19 protein-coding genes are annotated in these 15,111 nt (G+C 69.8%); 12 read left to right on the top strand and 7 right to left on the bottom strand.

Features of this window, described 5'->3' with window-relative positions; translation table 11 throughout:
- The first annotated feature begins 1 nt into the window (after position 1).
- A complete protein-coding gene (locus tag ASG87_RS09445; protein ID WP_157510992.1) occupies positions 2–1,183 on the top strand; it encodes an NAD(P)/FAD-dependent oxidoreductase in 1,182 nt (393 codons plus the stop codon).
- Positions 1,184–1,192: 9 nt separating this feature from the next.
- On the opposite strand, the gene ASG87_RS09440 is transcribed toward ASG87_RS09445, so the two are convergent.
- Together ASG87_RS09440 and ASG87_RS20905 are read right to left on the bottom strand one after the other, a co-directional pair.
- A complete protein-coding gene (locus ASG87_RS09440; protein WP_056004258.1) occupies positions 1,193–2,287 on the bottom strand; it encodes a phospholipase A in 1,095 nt (364 codons plus the stop codon).
- A 133-nt stretch (positions 2,288–2,420) separates the two neighbouring features.
- The gene (locus ASG87_RS20905) at positions 2,421–2,714 is read right to left on the bottom strand and encodes a hypothetical protein (RefSeq protein ID WP_056004254.1); all 294 of its coding nucleotides are present in this window, start codon (positions 2,712–2,714) and stop codon (positions 2,421–2,423) included.
- Here ASG87_RS20905 and ASG87_RS20900 point away from each other — a divergent pair.
- Positions 2,713–2,880: a hypothetical protein gene (locus tag ASG87_RS20900; protein WP_235499608.1), complete on the top strand. Its 168-nt coding sequence runs from the start codon at positions 2,713–2,715 to the stop codon at positions 2,878–2,880. The genes ASG87_RS20905 and ASG87_RS20900 overlap by 2 nt on opposite strands.
- Positions 2,881–3,139: 259 nt before the next feature.
- On the top strand, positions 3,140–4,405 hold the full coding sequence (locus tag ASG87_RS09430; protein ID WP_235499607.1) for a crosslink repair DNA glycosylase YcaQ family protein: 1,266 nt from the start codon (positions 3,140–3,142) through the stop codon (positions 4,403–4,405).
- Positions 4,406–4,412: 7 nt separating this feature from the next.
- Here ASG87_RS09430 and ASG87_RS09425 read toward each other — a convergent pair whose 3' ends face one another.
- Positions 4,413–4,880, bottom strand: coding sequence for a hypothetical protein (locus tag ASG87_RS09425; RefSeq protein WP_235499606.1), 468 nt, complete (start codon positions 4,878–4,880; stop codon positions 4,413–4,415).
- 343 nt (positions 4,881–5,223) lie between these two features.
- On the opposite strand from ASG87_RS09425, the gene ASG87_RS09420 reads away from it, so the two are divergent.
- The 8 genes from ASG87_RS09420 to ASG87_RS09390 all read left to right on the top strand — a co-directional run bounded on the left by ASG87_RS09420 (position 5,224) and on the right by ASG87_RS09390 (position 10,603).
- Positions 5,224–5,433 (top strand): cold-shock protein, encoded by a 210-nt coding sequence (locus ASG87_RS09420; protein ID WP_056004251.1) that lies wholly within the window; start codon positions 5,224–5,226, stop codon positions 5,431–5,433.
- A 280-nt stretch (positions 5,434–5,713) separates the two neighbouring features.
- Positions 5,714–5,923, top strand: a complete 210-nt coding sequence (locus ASG87_RS09415) for a cold-shock protein (RefSeq protein ID WP_056004248.1) — start codon at positions 5,714–5,716, stop codon at positions 5,921–5,923.
- A 206-nt stretch (positions 5,924–6,129) separates the two neighbouring features.
- Positions 6,130–6,903 (top strand): SDR family oxidoreductase, encoded by a 774-nt coding sequence (locus ASG87_RS09410; RefSeq protein ID WP_056004245.1) that lies wholly within the window; start codon positions 6,130–6,132, stop codon positions 6,901–6,903.
- A gap of 283 nt (positions 6,904–7,186) precedes the next feature.
- The gene (locus tag ASG87_RS20895) at positions 7,187–7,552 is read left to right on the top strand and encodes a LysR family transcriptional regulator (RefSeq protein WP_235499605.1); all 366 of its coding nucleotides are present in this window, start codon (positions 7,187–7,189) and stop codon (positions 7,550–7,552) included.
- Entirely contained in the window at positions 7,553–8,095 is a 543-nt protein-coding gene (locus tag ASG87_RS20890; RefSeq protein WP_326937893.1) for a LysR substrate-binding domain-containing protein, read from the top strand.
- An 80-nt stretch (positions 8,096–8,175) separates the two neighbouring features.
- Positions 8,176–9,063: an alpha/beta fold hydrolase gene (locus ASG87_RS09400; protein WP_056004242.1), complete on the top strand. Its 888-nt coding sequence runs from the start codon at positions 8,176–8,178 to the stop codon at positions 9,061–9,063.
- A 79-nt stretch (positions 9,064–9,142) separates the two neighbouring features.
- Positions 9,143–10,201: an NADH:flavin oxidoreductase/NADH oxidase gene (locus ASG87_RS09395; protein WP_056004239.1), complete on the top strand. Its 1,059-nt coding sequence runs from the start codon at positions 9,143–9,145 to the stop codon at positions 10,199–10,201.
- 99 nt (positions 10,202–10,300) lie between these two features.
- Positions 10,301–10,603, top strand: a complete 303-nt coding sequence (locus tag ASG87_RS09390) for a DUF962 domain-containing protein (RefSeq protein ID WP_056004236.1) — start codon at positions 10,301–10,303, stop codon at positions 10,601–10,603.
- Positions 10,604–10,615: 12 nt separating this feature from the next.
- On the opposite strand, the gene ASG87_RS09385 is transcribed toward ASG87_RS09390, so the two are convergent.
- The gene (locus tag ASG87_RS09385) at positions 10,616–11,011 is read right to left on the bottom strand and encodes a cytochrome c (RefSeq protein WP_056004233.1); all 396 of its coding nucleotides are present in this window, start codon (positions 11,009–11,011) and stop codon (positions 10,616–10,618) included.
- 704 nt (positions 11,012–11,715) lie between these two features.
- Between ASG87_RS09385 and ASG87_RS09380 the strand changes: the two genes are divergently transcribed.
- Complete coding sequence (locus ASG87_RS09380) at positions 11,716–12,516, top strand: tRNA threonylcarbamoyladenosine dehydratase (RefSeq protein WP_056004230.1); 801 nt, start codon at positions 11,716–11,718, stop codon at positions 12,514–12,516.
- Between the two features lie 106 nt (positions 12,517–12,622).
- Here the strand turns inward: ASG87_RS09380 and ASG87_RS09375 are convergent, their stop codons facing one another.
- From ASG87_RS09375 to ASG87_RS20485, 3 genes are all read right to left on the bottom strand, one after another.
- Positions 12,623–13,363, bottom strand: coding sequence for a beta-ketoacyl-ACP reductase (locus ASG87_RS09375; RefSeq protein ID WP_056004228.1), 741 nt, complete (start codon positions 13,361–13,363; stop codon positions 12,623–12,625).
- 149 nt (positions 13,364–13,512) lie between these two features.
- Positions 13,513–14,379: a tRNA glutamyl-Q(34) synthetase GluQRS gene (gluQRS, locus tag ASG87_RS09370; RefSeq protein ID WP_056004225.1), complete on the bottom strand. Its 867-nt coding sequence runs from the start codon at positions 14,377–14,379 to the stop codon at positions 13,513–13,515.
- A 48-nt stretch (positions 14,380–14,427) separates the two neighbouring features.
- On the bottom strand, positions 14,428–14,937 hold the full coding sequence (locus tag ASG87_RS20485; RefSeq protein WP_056004222.1) for a hemerythrin domain-containing protein: 510 nt from the start codon (positions 14,935–14,937) through the stop codon (positions 14,428–14,430).
- Positions 14,938–15,111 lie beyond the last annotated feature (174 nt).

Below are 15,111 nucleotides of genomic sequence, written 5' to 3'. Positions count from 1 at the left end.
CATGCGGAGCGGTCTGCGTATCGCCATCGTGGGTTACGGCGCCGCCGGCCAGGCGGCGTCGCTGTTCCTGTCGGCGCAGGGCCACCGGCTCAGCGTGTTCGAGCAGGCGCCCGCGCCGGGCCCGGTCGGCGCCGGCTTCCTGCTGCAGCCGACCGGGCTGGGCGTGCTCGCTCGGCTGGGTCTGCACGACCGGGCGCTGGCGCGCGGGCAGCGCATCGAGCGGCTGTACGGCTGCAACGTGCAGGGCCGCCGGGTCATGGACATGCGTTATGCCGAGCATGCCGCCGGTTGCTTCGGCGTCGGCCTGACCCGCGGCACGCTGTTCACCCTGCTGCGCGACGCCTACGCGGAAGCCGCCGCGATCCATACCGGCGTGTGCATCGAGGCGATCGACGGCGACCGCCACCTGCGCGACAGCCGCGGCGCCAGGCATGGCCCGTTCGACCTGATCGTCGCCGCCGACGGGGCGCACTCGCGCCTGCGCGCCGGCATGCCGGCATTGGTGCGGCGGCAGTCGCTGTACCCGTGGGGCGCGATGTGGTGCCTGCTGCCCGCCGAGGGCTGGCCGCACGCGGACACGCTGCAGCAACGCTACGGCGGCGTGCGCGAGATGATCGGCCTGCTGCCGGTGGGCCAGCGCGCCGACCGCGACGGCCGTTGGCTGACCTTCTATTTCAGCCTGCCCGGCGGACAGGTGGACGGGTTCGACGCGGCGGCGCTGGCGCGGCTGCGCGATCGCGTCGGCGCGCTGTGGCCGGAGGCGTTGCCGCTGCTGGCCGGCGTCCGGTCGCCCGACCAGTTGCACCGCGCGCGCTACCGCGACGTGGTGCTGCGCTCGCCGGTGCAGGGGCGGGTGGTGTTCGTCGGCGATGCGGCGCATGCGATGAGCCCGCAACTGGGGCAGGGCGTGAACATGGCCCTGCTCGACGCCGAGGCGCTGGCCGATGCCTTGGCTATGGGCGGCGACATCGACGCGGCCCTGCATGCCTACCGCAGGCGTCGCCGGCACCACCTGGCAGTGTACCAGCGGCTGAGCCGCTGGCTGACGCCGCTGTTCCAGTCCGAGCGCGATGCCCTGGCCGGGCTGCGCGACCGCTGCTTCCACCCGCTCGGCCGGCTGCCGCTGGCGCGCGGGCAGACGCTGAAGATCCTCACCGGGACCAAGCGCGCGTGGTGGCGCTGAGCCGCCGGCCTAGTACCAGTCGAGCAGCGACACGCCGATGCCGAGGTAGGTGGCGTTGTGGTTGTAGTCGATCAGGCTCTCGCCGTAGCCCTTGAACAACTCCATGTAGCCGCGCAGGTTGCCGGCCACCGGGAAGCTCCAGGTGAACTGGCCGGCGCCGTGGCTGCGGTTGCCGCCGCGGAACGAGTGCCGCAGCAGCAAGCCGAACTCGTGGCCGTTCCATTCGCGGATGACCTGCATCTCGCCGCGGCCCATGTAGTCGGTGATGTCCGGGTTGTCGTCGTTCTTGCGGTCCTCGGGGATGCGCCACCACGGGCGCAGCATCACCGTCCAGCCGTCGCGCTCGAAGCCGACGTCGGCGATCACCCGGTTCCAACTGCGCGAGAGCGGGTTGGAGCGGCCGTTGGACTGGTGGTTCACGCCGATGCCGAGCAGGCGTCCCTCCCAGCCGAGCACCCGGTAGTGAGTGTCGAACACCAGCATCGCCTCGGGCTCGTAGTTGGTCTCGCGGAACGGGCGCGACAGCTTGCTGTTGTAGACCTGCCAGCGGGACGACTGGGTATAGCCCAGCCACAGGTCGCCGGCGTCGCCGAACACGCCCTGCCAGGCCTTGGTCTTCAGGCTCAACTGGAATTTCGCCTCCATGCGGTCGAGGTTCTGCGCGGTGTCGACCCGGTTGTCCGGGTTGGGGCTTTGCGGGCGGTCGTTCTGGTGGCTGGTGGCGAACACCGGCAGCACGTAGACCGGCTTGTAGCCGCGCACGTTGAAGGTGCCGAGCTTGCTCTCCGGCGACAGTTCCCAGCGCGAGTCGAGCAGCGACAGCGGCGCGGAAACCTCGCTGTTGTCCTCCGCTGCGGCGGTGCGCCGGTCGCCGCGCTCGTGCCCGAAGATGTCCGGCGTCGCGGTGGATTCGTCCACGCGCTTGCGCGCCACCGGCATGTTCACGCGGCCGGTGGCGTGGTCGTAGCAGGCCAGCCGCTGGGCGTCGCTCTCGATCGCCGTGCAGGCGCGGATGTCCATCGGGTTGGGGTTCTGTGCGTGGCCGGGGCCGGCCGAAACGCCGGCGAGCAGGGCCACGCCGGCGGCTGCGGTCAATCGCTTCATGCAGGGTTCCATGGGACGCGGGCGGGTGCGCAGTCTAGCCGAGCGCCCTGCCTGTCGCCGTGAGCGCGGGATGAAGAAGGACGCCGGCCGCCATCGGCGGCCGGCGCGGGGAAAGCCGGGGCGATGCCCGCGACTACTTGTTGTCGATCCAGCGCTGGTACTCGCTCTTGCTGATGCGTCCGTCGCGGTTGTGGTCGGCGTGGATGAAGTCGTTCGCCAGCGGCGGATAGGCCACGGCCTGGTCGCTGCTGATCGACTTGCCGCCGTTGGCCAGTTGCGAGAAGTCCGGCGGCGGGCCGAAGGACGGCGCCGGCGGCATGCCCGAATGCACGGTGACCTCGCCCTGCGGGGTGTTCATGCTGGCCGTGCCGTTGGTGGTGTCTCCGGCTTGGCCGGGATTGGTCTGGTCGGGACTGGACGATTGCATGGCCGGGGCCGGCGGCGCCGAAGACGGTGTCGGCGGCGTATCCGCGGGCGCGGCGGGTTGCGGCGGCGTGGCCGGCATGCTCGACGGCGGCATCGGCGCGGGCTGCGCATCGGGCGGCGGTGGGGGCGGCTGGGTCGTCGGTGGCGGCGGAACCGGCTGCTCCTGAGGCATGGGCTGGTTCTGCGGCTGGTTCTGGGCCATGAGCGCGCCGGTGCACAACAGGCACCCGGCCGCGATGGCAGACAGCAAGGGTTTGCGGGATTTCATTGACGATACTCCATGCCAGAATGCGAGGCTTGCGAGCGGATGTCGGCGCGGACGCTGACGGAGCGCGGCGTCGGATGCCGTGCCGGGAATCACGCTAGCAGACGGTTTGTATAGAGCGACTCAATAACCATCGAGGTTCCGTGAAACAGGCGTTGTCGTTGCGTCAGCCTTCATCCAGGGCGGCCATCCCCGCATCGCAGCCGCTCGGCCTGGTCCAGGCGCAGCGACTGCATCTGGCGGCACAGGGGCTGCTGCGCCCGCCGCGCCGCCGCGCGCGGGCGCAGGACGTGGTGGCGGCGGTCGAGCGCATGCGCCTGCTGCAGATCGACAGCATCCACGTCGTCGCGCGCAGCCCGTACCTGGTCCTGCATGCGCGCCTGGGTACCTACCCGCCGGAATGGCTGGACGAAGCGCTGGCGCAGGGGCGGCTGGCCGAATGCTGGGCGCACGAGGCCTGCTTCGTGCCGGCGGCCGAGATCGGCCTGCACCGCGCTTGGCGCGAGCGCGACGGGCACTGGGCGCACCGGCATGCCGCGCGCATGCACAGGGAGCATCGTCCGGCGATGGACGCGCTGCTGGCGCGCATCCGCGCGGACGGCGCGGTGCGCGCGGCGGACTTTCCGCGCGAAGACCGCGGCGCGAGCGGCTGGTGGGAGTGGAAGCCGGAGAAGCGCTGGCTGGAAGCCTGGTTCGCCCTGGGCGAGCTGATGGTGACCCGGCGCGACCGCTTCCAGCGGGTCTACGACCTGGCCGAACGGGTGCTGGCGAAGCTCGATCCGCCGTTCGTGCCCTGCGATGCGCCCGCGGATGCCCTGCGCCGCCGCTTCATCCTCGACAGCGTGCATGCGCTGGGCGTGACCCAGGCGCGCTGGATCGCCGACTACTACCGGCTCAAGCCGGCCGTGGGCGATGCCGAGCTGGCGCCGCTGGTGGCGGCGGGCGATCTGTTGCAGGTGCGGGTGAAGGGCTGGGACGCACCGGGGTACGTGCACCCCGGCCACGCCGAGCTGCTCGGCCAGGCGATGCGCGGGCAGTTGCGCGCCACGCATACGGCGCTGCTGTCGCCGTTCGATCCGCTGGTATGGGACCGCGCCCGCGTGCAGGCGATGTTCGGCTTCGAGTACGCCATCGAGTGCTACACGCCCGCGCCGAAGCGGCGCTTCGGCTACTACGTGCTGCCGATCCTGCACCGCGGCCGCCTGGTCGGCCGGCTCGACGCCAAGGCGCACCGGGCCGGCGGCGTGTTCGAGGTCAAGGCGCTGTTCCTCGAACCCGGGGTGGAGGCGACGCCAATGCTGCTGCGCGACCTCGCCGCCGCCATCGCGCGGACGGCGCAATGGCACGGCACGCCTGCGGTGCGGCTGGGGCGCTGCCGGCCGGCGACGCTGGCGGTGCCGCTGCGCGCGGCCCTGCGCGACGCCTGAGCGTCGGTCAGGGCGTGCTGCTGGCGGCCGCGGCCGGCTCCGGCTCGCAGGGCTTGCCGTGCAGGGCCTGGCGCAACTGGATGGCCAGCGAATTGCAGCGCGCGGCGAGCTGCGGCCGGATGTCCGGATCCTGCGAGTCGCGCAGCAGGCTGGTGCGCATCGCCTGGTAGCGGCCTTCGAGCTGGTCGGGTGCGTAGATGCGGGCGGCGCGATGGCAGGCCAGGTAGCTGGACAGGTAGTCGTCGCAGGCGGCGATGCCGGTGTTGTCCGGCAGCCGGCTGTTGCGTTGTTCCGCCTTGTGGGCGGCGGCGGACTGGCTGGCGTGCGGGCGTTGTGCCGCCGGCGCGCGGCTCGTGCGGGCGGTCGTGGTCGCATGCGTCGCGGGGGCGGATCGCGTCGGCTTGTCGGCGCAGCCGGCCAGCAGCAGGCCGCCGGTCAGCGCGACAAGGGCCAGGCGGGGAAGGGCGGGCATCATGGCGGATCTCCTTTGGCGGCGTTCCTGGGAGCCGGTCGCGCTCCACACTAGACAATCCGCGGCGTAAAGAAAACCTGAAAACCCGGGCGGGCATTAATCCGGCCTTTCCGCCGGCAGCCCGTTCCATTCAGTTTTGACGCCGTGCCCAGTCGCATCCGGCCCCGGTCTCCAGTTATCATTCCGCCACTGTGTTTGCTGGGGTCACTAGTGTCATGTGACCGGATGCGCCGATCTTGATCTGCCTCATCGTTTCACCTCCTAGGGTTTTCCTTGCACACCAGTGAAATCGGTCCCGCGCTTCGGCGGTGGCCGAGTCTCTCGAAAAAGCCTTATGGAGTGTTTTATGTCTGATCGTCAGATCGGTACCGTCAAGTGGTTCAACGATGCCAAGGGTTTCGGCTTCATCAGCCGCGACAACGGCCCGGACGTGTTCGTGCATTTCCGTGCCATCCAGGGCAACGGTTTCAAGAGCCTGCAGGAAGGCCAGAAGGTGACCTTCAAGGTCGTGCAGGGCCAGAAGGGCCTGCAGGCCGACGAAGTGTCCCCGGCCTGACCGCCGCGGCATTGGCCGACCGTTGAAGAAGCCGGGCAGCGATGCCCGGTTTTTTTATGCCCGATGGCCTGGTTCCGTTCGGCCTTTTGCACTGTGCGGACGGAAATGCTTGCATTCCGGAAAATCCGTTATGCTTGGGGCACTGTGTCTGCTCGGTCCACGTGCGTGCCCGAGGCGATTTGCCCAATCGCGCCTCTTCACCCGCTCCCTGCATGCCCAGTAAGCCGTCGGCCAAAGGGGAGGCTGACTTGTCTCAGTATCGAGCAGATCGGAGTGAGTCATGTCGGATCGTGAAGTTGGCACAGTCAAATGGTTCAACGATGCCAAGGGTTTCGGTTTCATCAGCCGCGAGAGCGGCCCGGACGTGTTCGTGCATTTCCGCGCGATCTCCGGGTCGGGCTTCAAGAGCCTGAAGGAAGGCCAGAAGGTGAGCTTCAAGGTCGTGCAGGGCCAGAAGGGCCTGCAGGCCGACGAAGTGTCGCCCGTCTGAGCCGGGTTGCCCCTGGAAGAAAAAGGCCGGCGCATGCCGGCCTTTTTCATGGGCGCCATGGCCCCTTTGGATTGAGCGGCTCATCTGCCCAATCCATGCCGGATTGAATGGGCGTTCTGGATAATCCATCCAGGCGGCCGCAGTTTATCCGGCCGGCCCGCGCTGCCTAAGCTGAAGCCTCCACCCACCCGTGAAGGAGACTTCCCATGGCAGACCATTCCATCAAGGGCAAGGTCGCGCTCATCGCCGGTGGCGCCAAGAACCTCGGCGGCCTGATCGCACGCGACCTGGCCGCGCAGGGCGCCAGGGCGGTGGCGATCCACTACAACAGCGCCGCTTCCAGGGCCGATGCCGACGCCACCGTGGCGGCGATCGAGGCCGCCGGCGCGCAGGCCGTGGCGCTGCAGGGCGACCTGACCAGCGCCGGCGCGGTCGAAAAGCTGTTCGCCGACGCCGTCGCCGCCGTGGGCCGGCCCGACATCGCCATCAATACCGTGGGCAAGGTGCTCAAGAAACCCCTCGTCGAGATCACCGAGGCCGAGTACGACGCCATGGCGGCGGTAAACGCCAAGGCCGCGTTCTTCTTCCTGAAGGAGGCCGGCCGGCACGTCAACGACAACGGCAAGATCGTGACGCTGGTGACCTCGCTGCTGGGCGCCTTCACGCCTTTCTACGCCTCCTACGCCGGCACCAAGGCGCCGGTGGAGCATTTCACGCGGGCGGCGGCCAAGGAGTTCGGCGCGCGCGGCATCTCGGTGACGGCGGTCGGCCCCGGCCCGATGGACACCCCGTTCTTCTACCCGGCCGAAGGCGCCGACGCGGTGGCCTACCACAAGACGGCCGCCGCGCTGTCGCCTTTCTCGAAGACCGGGCTGACCGACATCGAGGATGTGGTGCCCTTCATCCGCCACCTCGTCAGCGACGGCTGGTGGATCACCGGCCAGACCATCCTCGTCAATGGCGGCTACACCACCAAGTGAGGCGGCCCTTCGCGGCATGATCCTCATCGCGGCGAGGCCGGCGCCGGGGGCCATCGGAGGAGGGCGCCGGGTGCCGGGACCTGCGGCTATGCTTCCAACGGCCGTCCGCCCGTGCCTGGTGGCCTGATGGGCTGGCCTGGCGGCCGGTTCGTGCTTGGAAGGGAAGGCGCAGCATCGTGGAGCTTCCTGGCCGCTTTCCATGCCGCGGCTCCGGCCATGGGAGCGGTCTTTACCGGATCGGCGGCGCAGCGCGGATAACCCAACGAGGCGCCGGCGGAGGCATATGGACAGGTTCGACCAGTACCGCGTATTCGCCCAGGTCGCGGAGATGGGCAGCTTCATCAGGGCGGCCCATGTCCTGGAACTGCCCCGGGCCACGGTGTCGGCGGCCATCCAGCAACTGGAGGCGCAACTCGGCGTGCGGCTGCTGCACCGGACGACGCGGCAGGTGCGGTTGACCGCCGACGGCGAGCAACTGCTCGGTCGCGTGCGCTCCTTGCTGACCGAGGTGGAAGACATCGACCAGTTGTTCCAGGTCAGCCAGCGCCAGGTGTCCGGAAGGCTGAGCGTCGACGTGCCCAGCCGGATCGCCCGCCGCCTGGTCGCTCCCGCGCTGCCCGGCCTGCTGCGACGCCATCCGCGGCTGTAACTGGCGCTGGGTTCCACCGACCGCGCCATCGACCTGGTCCAGGAAGGCGTGGATTGCGCCGTGCGCATCGGCACGCTGCACGACAGCAGCCTGGTGGTGCGGCCGTTGGGCCATATCGCCCTGGTCAACTGCGCCAGCCCGGCCTACCTGGACGAGTTCGGGGAACCCGGGCATCCCGGCGATCTGGCCGCCGGGCATTGGGCCGTGGGCTACGCCTCTCCCCGGACGGGGCGGGAACTGCCCTGGGAATACGCGACCAAGGACGGCGCGACGCTCACGGCCGATTTGCCCAGCCGGGTGATCGCCAACAATGCCGAGAGCTACATCGCCTGCTGCCTCGCCGGGCTGGGGCTGATCCAGATCCCGCGCTTCGACGTGCAGCACCTGCTGGATGCCGGGGAACTGGTGGAGGTGATGCCCGGCCATCGCGCCGCCGCCATGCCGGTATCATTGCTCTATCCGCATCGGCGCCTGCGCTCGCGGCGGCTGGCGGTTTTCCTGGAATGGTTCGAGGGCCTGATGCGCCCGCACCTGGATACCTGAGCCGGCGTATCCGTTCCCGCAAGCGGGCATGTGCGGGCGGGGCATGGCGTCGCCACCAGACCACCGCCCAGGAGCGAGGCATGCCGCCATCCGGTTCCGATCCATCTCCATGCGTACCGCAGGTGCTGCCGGTGCTTGCCGCCGACGGGGCGGCGAGCGAACTGATGCTGCTGCGCCCCGCCGGCGAAGCGCGGCGGTTGCTGTACTGGCTGCCGGCCATGGGCATGCCGGCGCGGCATTACCTCGCGCTGGCCGAGTCGCTGGCGGCGCGGGGCGTGGCGGTGGCCCTGCACGAGTGGCGCGGCATCGGTTCCAGCAACCGGCGCGCGGGGCGTCGACAGGACTGGGGCTATCGGGAATTGCTGGAGCTGGACCTGCCGGCGGGCCTCGCCGTGGCGCGGCAGCAACTGCCGCAGGCTGATTGCTGGCTGGGTGGGCACAGCCTGGGCGGGCAACTGGCGGCGCTGCATGCCGCGCTGCATCCGGCGCAGGCGGCCGGGCTGGCGCTGGTGGCGAGCGGTGCGCCGTACTGGCGCTGCTTCGCGCACGCGGGCCTGGTCCGCATGGCCTACGTGGCGGCGCCGTGGCTGGCGGCCCTGTGCGGGCACCTGCCGGGGCGTCGGATCGGCTTCGGCGGCAACGAGGCGCGCGGGGTGATCCGCGACTGGTCGCGCAGCGGCCGCACCGGCGTCTACCGCGCCGAGCGGATGGCCGTAGGCCTGGAGCGGGCCATGGCCGGCGTCGACCTGCCGCTGCTGGCCCTGCGCATGCGCGACGACTGGCTGGGGCCGGCCGCCTCGCTTGAGTGGCTGCTGTCGAAGATGCCGCGGACCCGCCGCACGCTGGACGTCCTCTCGCCGCAGGAGCTGGCCGGCCGAGCCGACCATTTCGGCTGGATGAAGGCCCCGGCACCCGTGGCCGCGCGCATCGCCGGCTGGATGGACGGGCAGGCAGGCCCGGCTTCCTGAGCCCGCCGGCGCCGGCCGCCACTTGAAGCGAAGCCGCCGTGCCGGCATCTGGTACCGCTCCCCTCCCAAGGCCAGCCCCATGGATCTGTTCGACCCGCTCGTCCAACGCAGCCTCACCCTGCGCAACCGCCTGGCGGTATCGCCGATGTGCGAGTACTCCGCCGCCGACGGCCTGCCGGCTGCGTGGCACATGGTGCATCTGGGCAGCCGCGCCGTGGGCGGCTTCGGCGCGGTGATCGCCGAGGCCACGGCGGTGTCGCCCGAAGGCCGCATCTCGGCCGGCGACACCGGCCTGTGGAACGACGCGCAGGTCGAGGCCTGGGGGCCGATCGCCGGCTTCGTCAAGTCGCAGGGCGCAGTGGCCGGGGTGCAACTGGCGCATGCCGGGCGCAAGGCCAGCACGCTGCGGCCGTGGGAGGGCGGCGGTCCGTTGACCGCGGAGCAGGGCGCATGGCCCACCGTGGCGCCGTCGGCGCTGCCTTTCGACGAGGGCTGGCACGTGCCGCAGGCGCTGGACGGCGCGGGCATCGCCCAGGTGGTGGCCGATTTCCGCGCGGCCGCGTCGCGCGCCCTGGCAGCAGGCTTCCAACTGGTGGAAATCCACGCCGCGCACGGCTACCTGCTGCATCAGTTCCTTTCGCCGCTCAGCAATCGCCGCGACGACGCCTACGGCGGCAGCTTCGACAACCGCAGCCGCCTCGTGCGCGAGGTGGTCGCGGCGGTGCGCGAGGTCTGGCCGGCGGAACTGCCGCTGTGGCTGCGCATCTCGGCCACCGACTGGGCCGACGGCGGCTGGACGCCCGAGGACAGCGTGCGGCTGGCACGCCAGGTCGGCGAACTGGGCGTGGACCTGGTGGACGTCTCCAGCGGCGGCCTGGTGCCGCACGTGAAGATTCCGCTGGGGCCGGGCTACCAGGTGCCGTTCGCGGCGCAGGTGCGCCGCGAGGCCGGCATCGCCACCGGCGCGGTGGGACTGATCACCGAGGCGGAGCAGGCCGCGGCGATCGTCGCCGGCGCGGCGGCGGACGTGGTGCTGATCGCCCGCGAAAGCCTGCGCGATCCCTATTTTCCGCGACGCGCGGCGCAGCGCCTGGGGCGTACGCTGCAAGCCCCGGTGCAGTACCAGCGCGCGTGGTGAATCGAAGGAGAAGCGCTGCCGCGTCACTCCGCCGCGGCGGCTTGCAACGGCACCGCCGGCAGGGGCAGGCTTGACGCATTCCTATTGCCGGAGACCCGCATGGCACGCTTCGCCAGCTTCCGGGATTTCTACCCTTATTACCTCGGTGAGCACCGCGACCCGACCTGCCGCCGGCTGCATTTCGCCGGCAGTACCCTGGTGTTGCTGGTGGTGCTGCTGGCGATCGTGAGCGGCGACCTGCGCTGGCTGTGGCTGGCGCCGCTGGCCGGTTACGGTTTCGCCTGGGTCGGCCACTACGTCTACGAGAAGAACCGCCCGGCCACGTTCAGGCATCCGCTCTACAGCCTGATGGGCGACTGGGTGATGTACTGGCAGATCCTGCGCGGCAGGATCCGCCTGTAGCGGGAGACGCGCTCAGCGATACTGCTGGTGGCAGGACTGGCAGGTCTCGCCGACCGGCTTGATCGCCGCGGCCAGCGCCGCGCAGTCGGCCGGCGCGGCCTGCACGGCTTCCTGCAGGTGGCGGCTCAGCTTGCCGGCCTCGTCGAGGAAGGGCTGGTCGACGCCGGCGAAGGCCGCCGGGATGTCGGCCGCGGTGGACTGCAGGCGCAGCAGGTGCTCGCGGCTCTGCGCGGCGTCGCAGCGCTGCGCCTTCAGGTCGCGCTTGATCGCGCCGACGTGATGGGCCATCACGCTCATCACTGCCTGCGGGAACGGATCGCGCTGGCGCAGCGCCTTCATCGCGAACACCGTACCGAGGACGCCGATCACCAGTCCCAGCAGGATCAGAAGGGCGGCACGCTTTTGCATTCGTCTCATCCAGTCAGCTTGCGGAACACCGAGGATAACCCAAGCGCCGGATGCAGCTTGGAGCCTGCAGGAGTCCTGTCCCCCACGAAGCGTCATCCCAGCGGCTTTCAACGGCTGCATGGTCGGTCTCAAGCGAAAGGTGCCTTTTAACAGCCGAATGGCTGGTCATCCGGCGTCGTCGAGTTTCGAGGAAACAGTCACTGGATGAGCAGCCCTTTGGCTGTTGGGAAGCGCCCCTGCTTGACCAGCCCTGCGGCTGTTGAAAAGCGCCTCGCAGGAATGACGACGAGGCGGTTGATCGATAGATCGTGGACAGGCTCTCGAAACTTGTCCACGATCGCCAGGCTCCTCTATCACGCATCATCCCAAAGCTCCACCACCATGCGTCATCCCAAAGCTCCACCACCATGCGTCATCCCAGCGAAGGCTGGGATCCAGTGCCTGTGGATGGTAGGAATCGAGTCACCGGATCGCTGCGTTCACCCTTTCGAGACCGGCCTTCGACCGCTCAACGCCCGCTTTTGTCTTGCCTGACCGGCTCTGCCGCCGTTGAAAGCCGCAGGAATGACGATGAGGCGGTTGGAGCGGCGGATGGATCGCGAACAGGCTCCCAGGCCTTAGAATGGCCCGTTTCCGTCGAACAGGATCGGCTCCATGGCATGTGTGGTCCAGCGCGAGGCCCGCCGCGCGGCGGCAGGGCGCGCATGAGCGAGGCAGGCTTCCCGGCCGAGCGCTTCCAGGGCGTCGAGCGTCTCTACGGCGTGGGCAGCGTCGGCCGCCTGGCGCGGAGCCACGTCTGCGTGATCGGCATCGGCGGCGTGGGATCGTGGGCCGCCGAGGCGCTAGCGCGCAGCGGCGTGGGGCGGCTCACCTTGATCGACGCCGACGAGGTGTGCGTCTCCAACACCAACCGCCAGTTGCATGCGCTGGACGGCGAATACGGCAAGCCCAAGGTCGGCGTGATCGCCGCGCGCGCGCATGCGATCAACCCGACGATCCGGCTGGAGGCGATCGAGCGCTTCCTCACCCCGTCCACGCTGGACGAACTGCTCGACCGCGGCTACGACGTGGTGCTCGATGCCTGCGACGCGTTCCGGGTGAAGCTGGAGACGATCGCCTGGTGCCGGCGGCGCAAGCTGCCCATCGTCAGCGTGGGATCGGCCGGCGGGCGCACCGATCCGACCCAGATCCGCGTGCGCGACCTCTCGCGCACCGAGCACGACGCGATGTTCAGCCTGATCCGCAAGAAGCTCCGCACCGACTTCCATTTCCCGCGCAACCCGGACCGCTATTTCGGCGTATCGGCGGTGTATTCGCTGCAGAACGTGCAGTACCCGCAGCCGGACGGCACGGTCTGCGGCAACCGCCCACCCGGCGGCGACGCGTTGAACCTCGCCTGCGGCGGCGGACTCGGCGCCGCGACGCACGTCACCGGGGCGTTCGCGTTCGCTGCGGTCGGCAAGGTGCTTGAGAAGCTGCTCGAGAAGACGAAGGCGGCAGGTTAAGGAGTGAGTGAATAGGAGTGAGAAAATAGAGAGAGCAACCCTCGCCGAAGCGGACGCCTCCTCTCACTCCTCACTCCTATTCACTCACTCCTCGTTCCTCGCCCCACTACCACCCCATATAGTGGCCGCCGTTGATCGCCAGGTTCGCCCCGGTGATCCAGCTTGCTTCGTCGCCGGTGAAGAACGCCACGGCGTGGGCGATTTCCTCCGGCTTGCCGAGGCGGCCCACCGGGATCTGCGCGACGATCTTCTCGCGCACTTCCTCCGGCACGGCCATCACCATGTCGGTGCCCACGTAGCCGGGCGAGACGGTGTTCACGGTGATGCCGAACCTCGCGTTCTCCTGCGCCAGCGAGATGGTGAAGCCGTGCATGCCGGCCTTGGCCGCGGCGTAGTTGGCCTGGCCGTACTGGCCCTTCTGGCCGTTGATCGAGCTGATCTGCACGATGCGGCCCCACTTGCGCGTGCGCATGCCCTCGATCACCGGCCGGGTCACGTTGAAGCAGGCGTTGAGGTTGGTGTTCACCACCTCGGTCCACTGCTGGTAGCTCATCTTGTGGAAGGTGGTGTCGCGGGTGATGCCGGCGTTGTTGACCAGGATGTCGACCGGGCCGCACTTGGCCTCCAGCGCGCGCACCATCGCCTCGCAGGCGGCCGGGTCGGAGACGTCGCCCTGCACCATGCACACCTCGATGCCGTCGGCGGCCATCGCCTGCCGCCACGCCTCGGCGCGGGCCGCGTCGCGATAGTTGGTGGCGACGCGGTGCCCCTGCCGGGCGAGGTAGCGGATGATCGCGCTGCCGATGCCGCCGGTGCCGCCAGTGACCAGTGCCGTGCGTTGAGTCATGCCTTTTCTCCGTGAACTTGCCCGTGCCCTCCAGCCGGATACCGGCTGGCCGCCGCCATGTATAGCTGCGCAACATGGCAATTCGCCGTCGCAGCCAGCCGCCGGCGCCGCATCGGCGGCCACTCCGGACAGCGATTCTTTATATCCGTTTATGCCGCGGAACGGGCGCTGCAGTGCGGCAATCGTCGCGGGTCGAAATCGGCCAGCGCGCCGGCGAGCAGGGAGGCCGGGTCGCGCGGCTCCGCCTGCGCCGGCAGGCCGAGGAAAGCCAGGGCGCGGCGCAGCGCAGGCATCGGGTCGGACGGATCGACCGGATGCGCCCGCGTGGACTTGGACAGCTTGCGGCCTTCCGCATCCAGCGCCAGCGGCAGGTGCCGGTAGGCCGGGGTGGGCAGGCCGAGGAGGCGCTGCAGCCAGATCTGCCGCGGCGTGGAATCGAGCAGGTCGTTGCCGCGCACCACTTCGGTGATGCCCTGGTGGGCATCGTCGACCACGCAGGCCAACTGGTACGAATAGAGGCCCTCGACCCGGCGGATCACGAAGTCGCCCGCGCTTTCGCGCAGGTTCTGCCGCTGCGGCCCTTGCAGGGCATCCTCGAAGGCGACGTCCAGGTCGGGCGCGCGCAGCCGCCAGGCCGGTTCGCGCGAGGCATCGGGCGCGGCCACGCAGCGGCCGTCGCGGTGCATGCCGCCGACGGCGGCCAGGTCGCTGCGGCTGCACCAGCACGGGAACACCTGGCCGTCCGCGCGCAGCCGGGCGAATGCCGCATCGTAGGCGGCGGTGCGCCGGGACTGGAACAGGGCCGGCCCGTCCGCCGGCAGGCCGAACGCGGGCAGGGCGGCGAGGATGGCCTGGGCCGATCCGGCCACCTCGCGGGGCGGGTCGATGTCTTCCACCCGCAGCAGCCAGCGGCCCCCGGCATGGCGTGCGCACAGCCAGCTCCCCACCGCGGCCACCAGCGAACCGAAGTGCAGCAGGCCGGTGGGCGAGGGGGCGAAGCGGCCGCAGTAGGTCATCCGCGCAGTGTACCGGCACGTCCCCGCCGGGAGGCTGGTAGCGGATGGCTAGCCGGGCTGGTACAGCGGGTACAGGTTGGACTCCTCGCGCTCGATGCGCTGGCTAAGCAGGCCGCCGATGGCCTTGTAGTCCTCGGCGAACTGCGCGCGCTGGGCATCGTCGAAGGCGACGGGCTGGTAGCGCTTGACGAAGTCGACCACGCCGCGCGCGATGGTGTTCATCTCGCGGCGGAAATCGCGCATCAGCTCGGCGTTGTGCGCGTCGGTCGTCAGGCTCTGTTCGAGGTAGGTGTAGAAACGCACGTTCTCGGTCAGCAGGTGGGCCTCGAAGCGGGTCTTGAAATTGACCAGCTCGGCGCGGATCTCGGCGTACCGGCCCGCCTGCTGCAATTGGCCGATGCGCTGGTACAGCGCGACCAGCTCGGCATGGTCGTGCTTCAGCGAGCCGACCAGGCCGGCGTCGTAGCCGATGGTGCGGACGGGCGAAAGCGGCACCGACGGAACCGTCAGCGTGTCGTCCGTGGTCTTGCTGCCAAACAGTTTGCCGAAAATGCCCATGGATTCCCCCGAAAATGTGGTACCGGAAAGGCGCAACCCGGCGTCCGGACAGGCTGCGGCGCGCCAGCCTAGCGGATGGTTTCGCGGCGTTGTCTGGCCCGCGGCACATTTGTGGAAATCCGCGGTCCAAGGAAGGCGCCGGTGGCCGCACGCTCCCCTTGAAAGGCCGGCCCG

Origin of the sequence: Frateuria sp. Soil773, from assembly GCF_001428405.1 — a bacterium.
GTDB lineage: Bacteria > Pseudomonadota > Gammaproteobacteria > Xanthomonadales > Rhodanobacteraceae > LMSL01.
Note: the sequence above shows the minus strand (reverse complement) of the source record. Positions and strands in the feature narration are given on the sequence as shown.

Bases quoted from the DNA above. Each gene is read 5' to 3' on its own strand.
- ASG87_RS09445 (WP_157510992.1), top strand. From the start codon at position 2: ATGCGGAGCGGTCTGCGTATCGCCATCGTGGGTTACGGCGCCGCCGGC.
- ASG87_RS09440 (WP_056004258.1), bottom strand. From the start codon at position 2,287: ATGAAGCGATTGACCGCAGCCGCCGGCGTGGCCCTGCTCGCCGGCGTT.
- ASG87_RS20900 (WP_235499608.1), top strand. From the start codon at position 2,713: ATGGCCGGGGCCGGCGGCGCCGAAGACGGTGTCGGCGGCGTATCCGCG.
- ASG87_RS20905 (WP_056004254.1), bottom strand. From the start codon at position 2,714: ATGCAATCGTCCAGTCCCGACCAGACCAATCCCGGCCAAGCCGGAGAC.
- ASG87_RS09425 (WP_235499606.1), bottom strand. From the start codon at position 4,880: ATGATGCCCGCCCTTCCCCGCCTGGCCCTTGTCGCGCTGACCGGCGGC.
- ASG87_RS09420 (WP_056004251.1), top strand. From the start codon at position 5,224: ATGTCTGATCGTCAGATCGGTACCGTCAAGTGGTTCAACGATGCCAAG.
- ASG87_RS09415 (WP_056004248.1), top strand. From the start codon at position 5,714: ATGTCGGATCGTGAAGTTGGCACAGTCAAATGGTTCAACGATGCCAAG.
- ASG87_RS09410 (WP_056004245.1), top strand. From the start codon at position 6,130: ATGGCAGACCATTCCATCAAGGGCAAGGTCGCGCTCATCGCCGGTGGC.
- ASG87_RS20895 (WP_235499605.1), top strand. From the start codon at position 7,187: ATGGACAGGTTCGACCAGTACCGCGTATTCGCCCAGGTCGCGGAGATG.
- ASG87_RS09400 (WP_056004242.1), top strand. From the start codon at position 8,176: ATGCCGCCATCCGGTTCCGATCCATCTCCATGCGTACCGCAGGTGCTG.
- ASG87_RS09395 (WP_056004239.1), top strand. From the start codon at position 9,143: ATGGATCTGTTCGACCCGCTCGTCCAACGCAGCCTCACCCTGCGCAAC.
- ASG87_RS09390 (WP_056004236.1), top strand. From the start codon at position 10,301: ATGGCACGCTTCGCCAGCTTCCGGGATTTCTACCCTTATTACCTCGGT.
- ASG87_RS09385 (WP_056004233.1), bottom strand. From the start codon at position 11,011: ATGCAAAAGCGTGCCGCCCTTCTGATCCTGCTGGGACTGGTGATCGGC.
- ASG87_RS09380 (WP_056004230.1), top strand. From the start codon at position 11,716: ATGAGCGAGGCAGGCTTCCCGGCCGAGCGCTTCCAGGGCGTCGAGCGT.
- ASG87_RS09375 (WP_056004228.1), bottom strand. From the start codon at position 13,363: ATGACTCAACGCACGGCACTGGTCACTGGCGGCACCGGCGGCATCGGC.
- gluQRS (WP_056004225.1), bottom strand. From the start codon at position 14,379: ATGACCTACTGCGGCCGCTTCGCCCCCTCGCCCACCGGCCTGCTGCAC.
- ASG87_RS20485 (WP_056004222.1), bottom strand. From the start codon at position 14,937: ATGGGCATTTTCGGCAAACTGTTTGGCAGCAAGACCACGGACGACACG.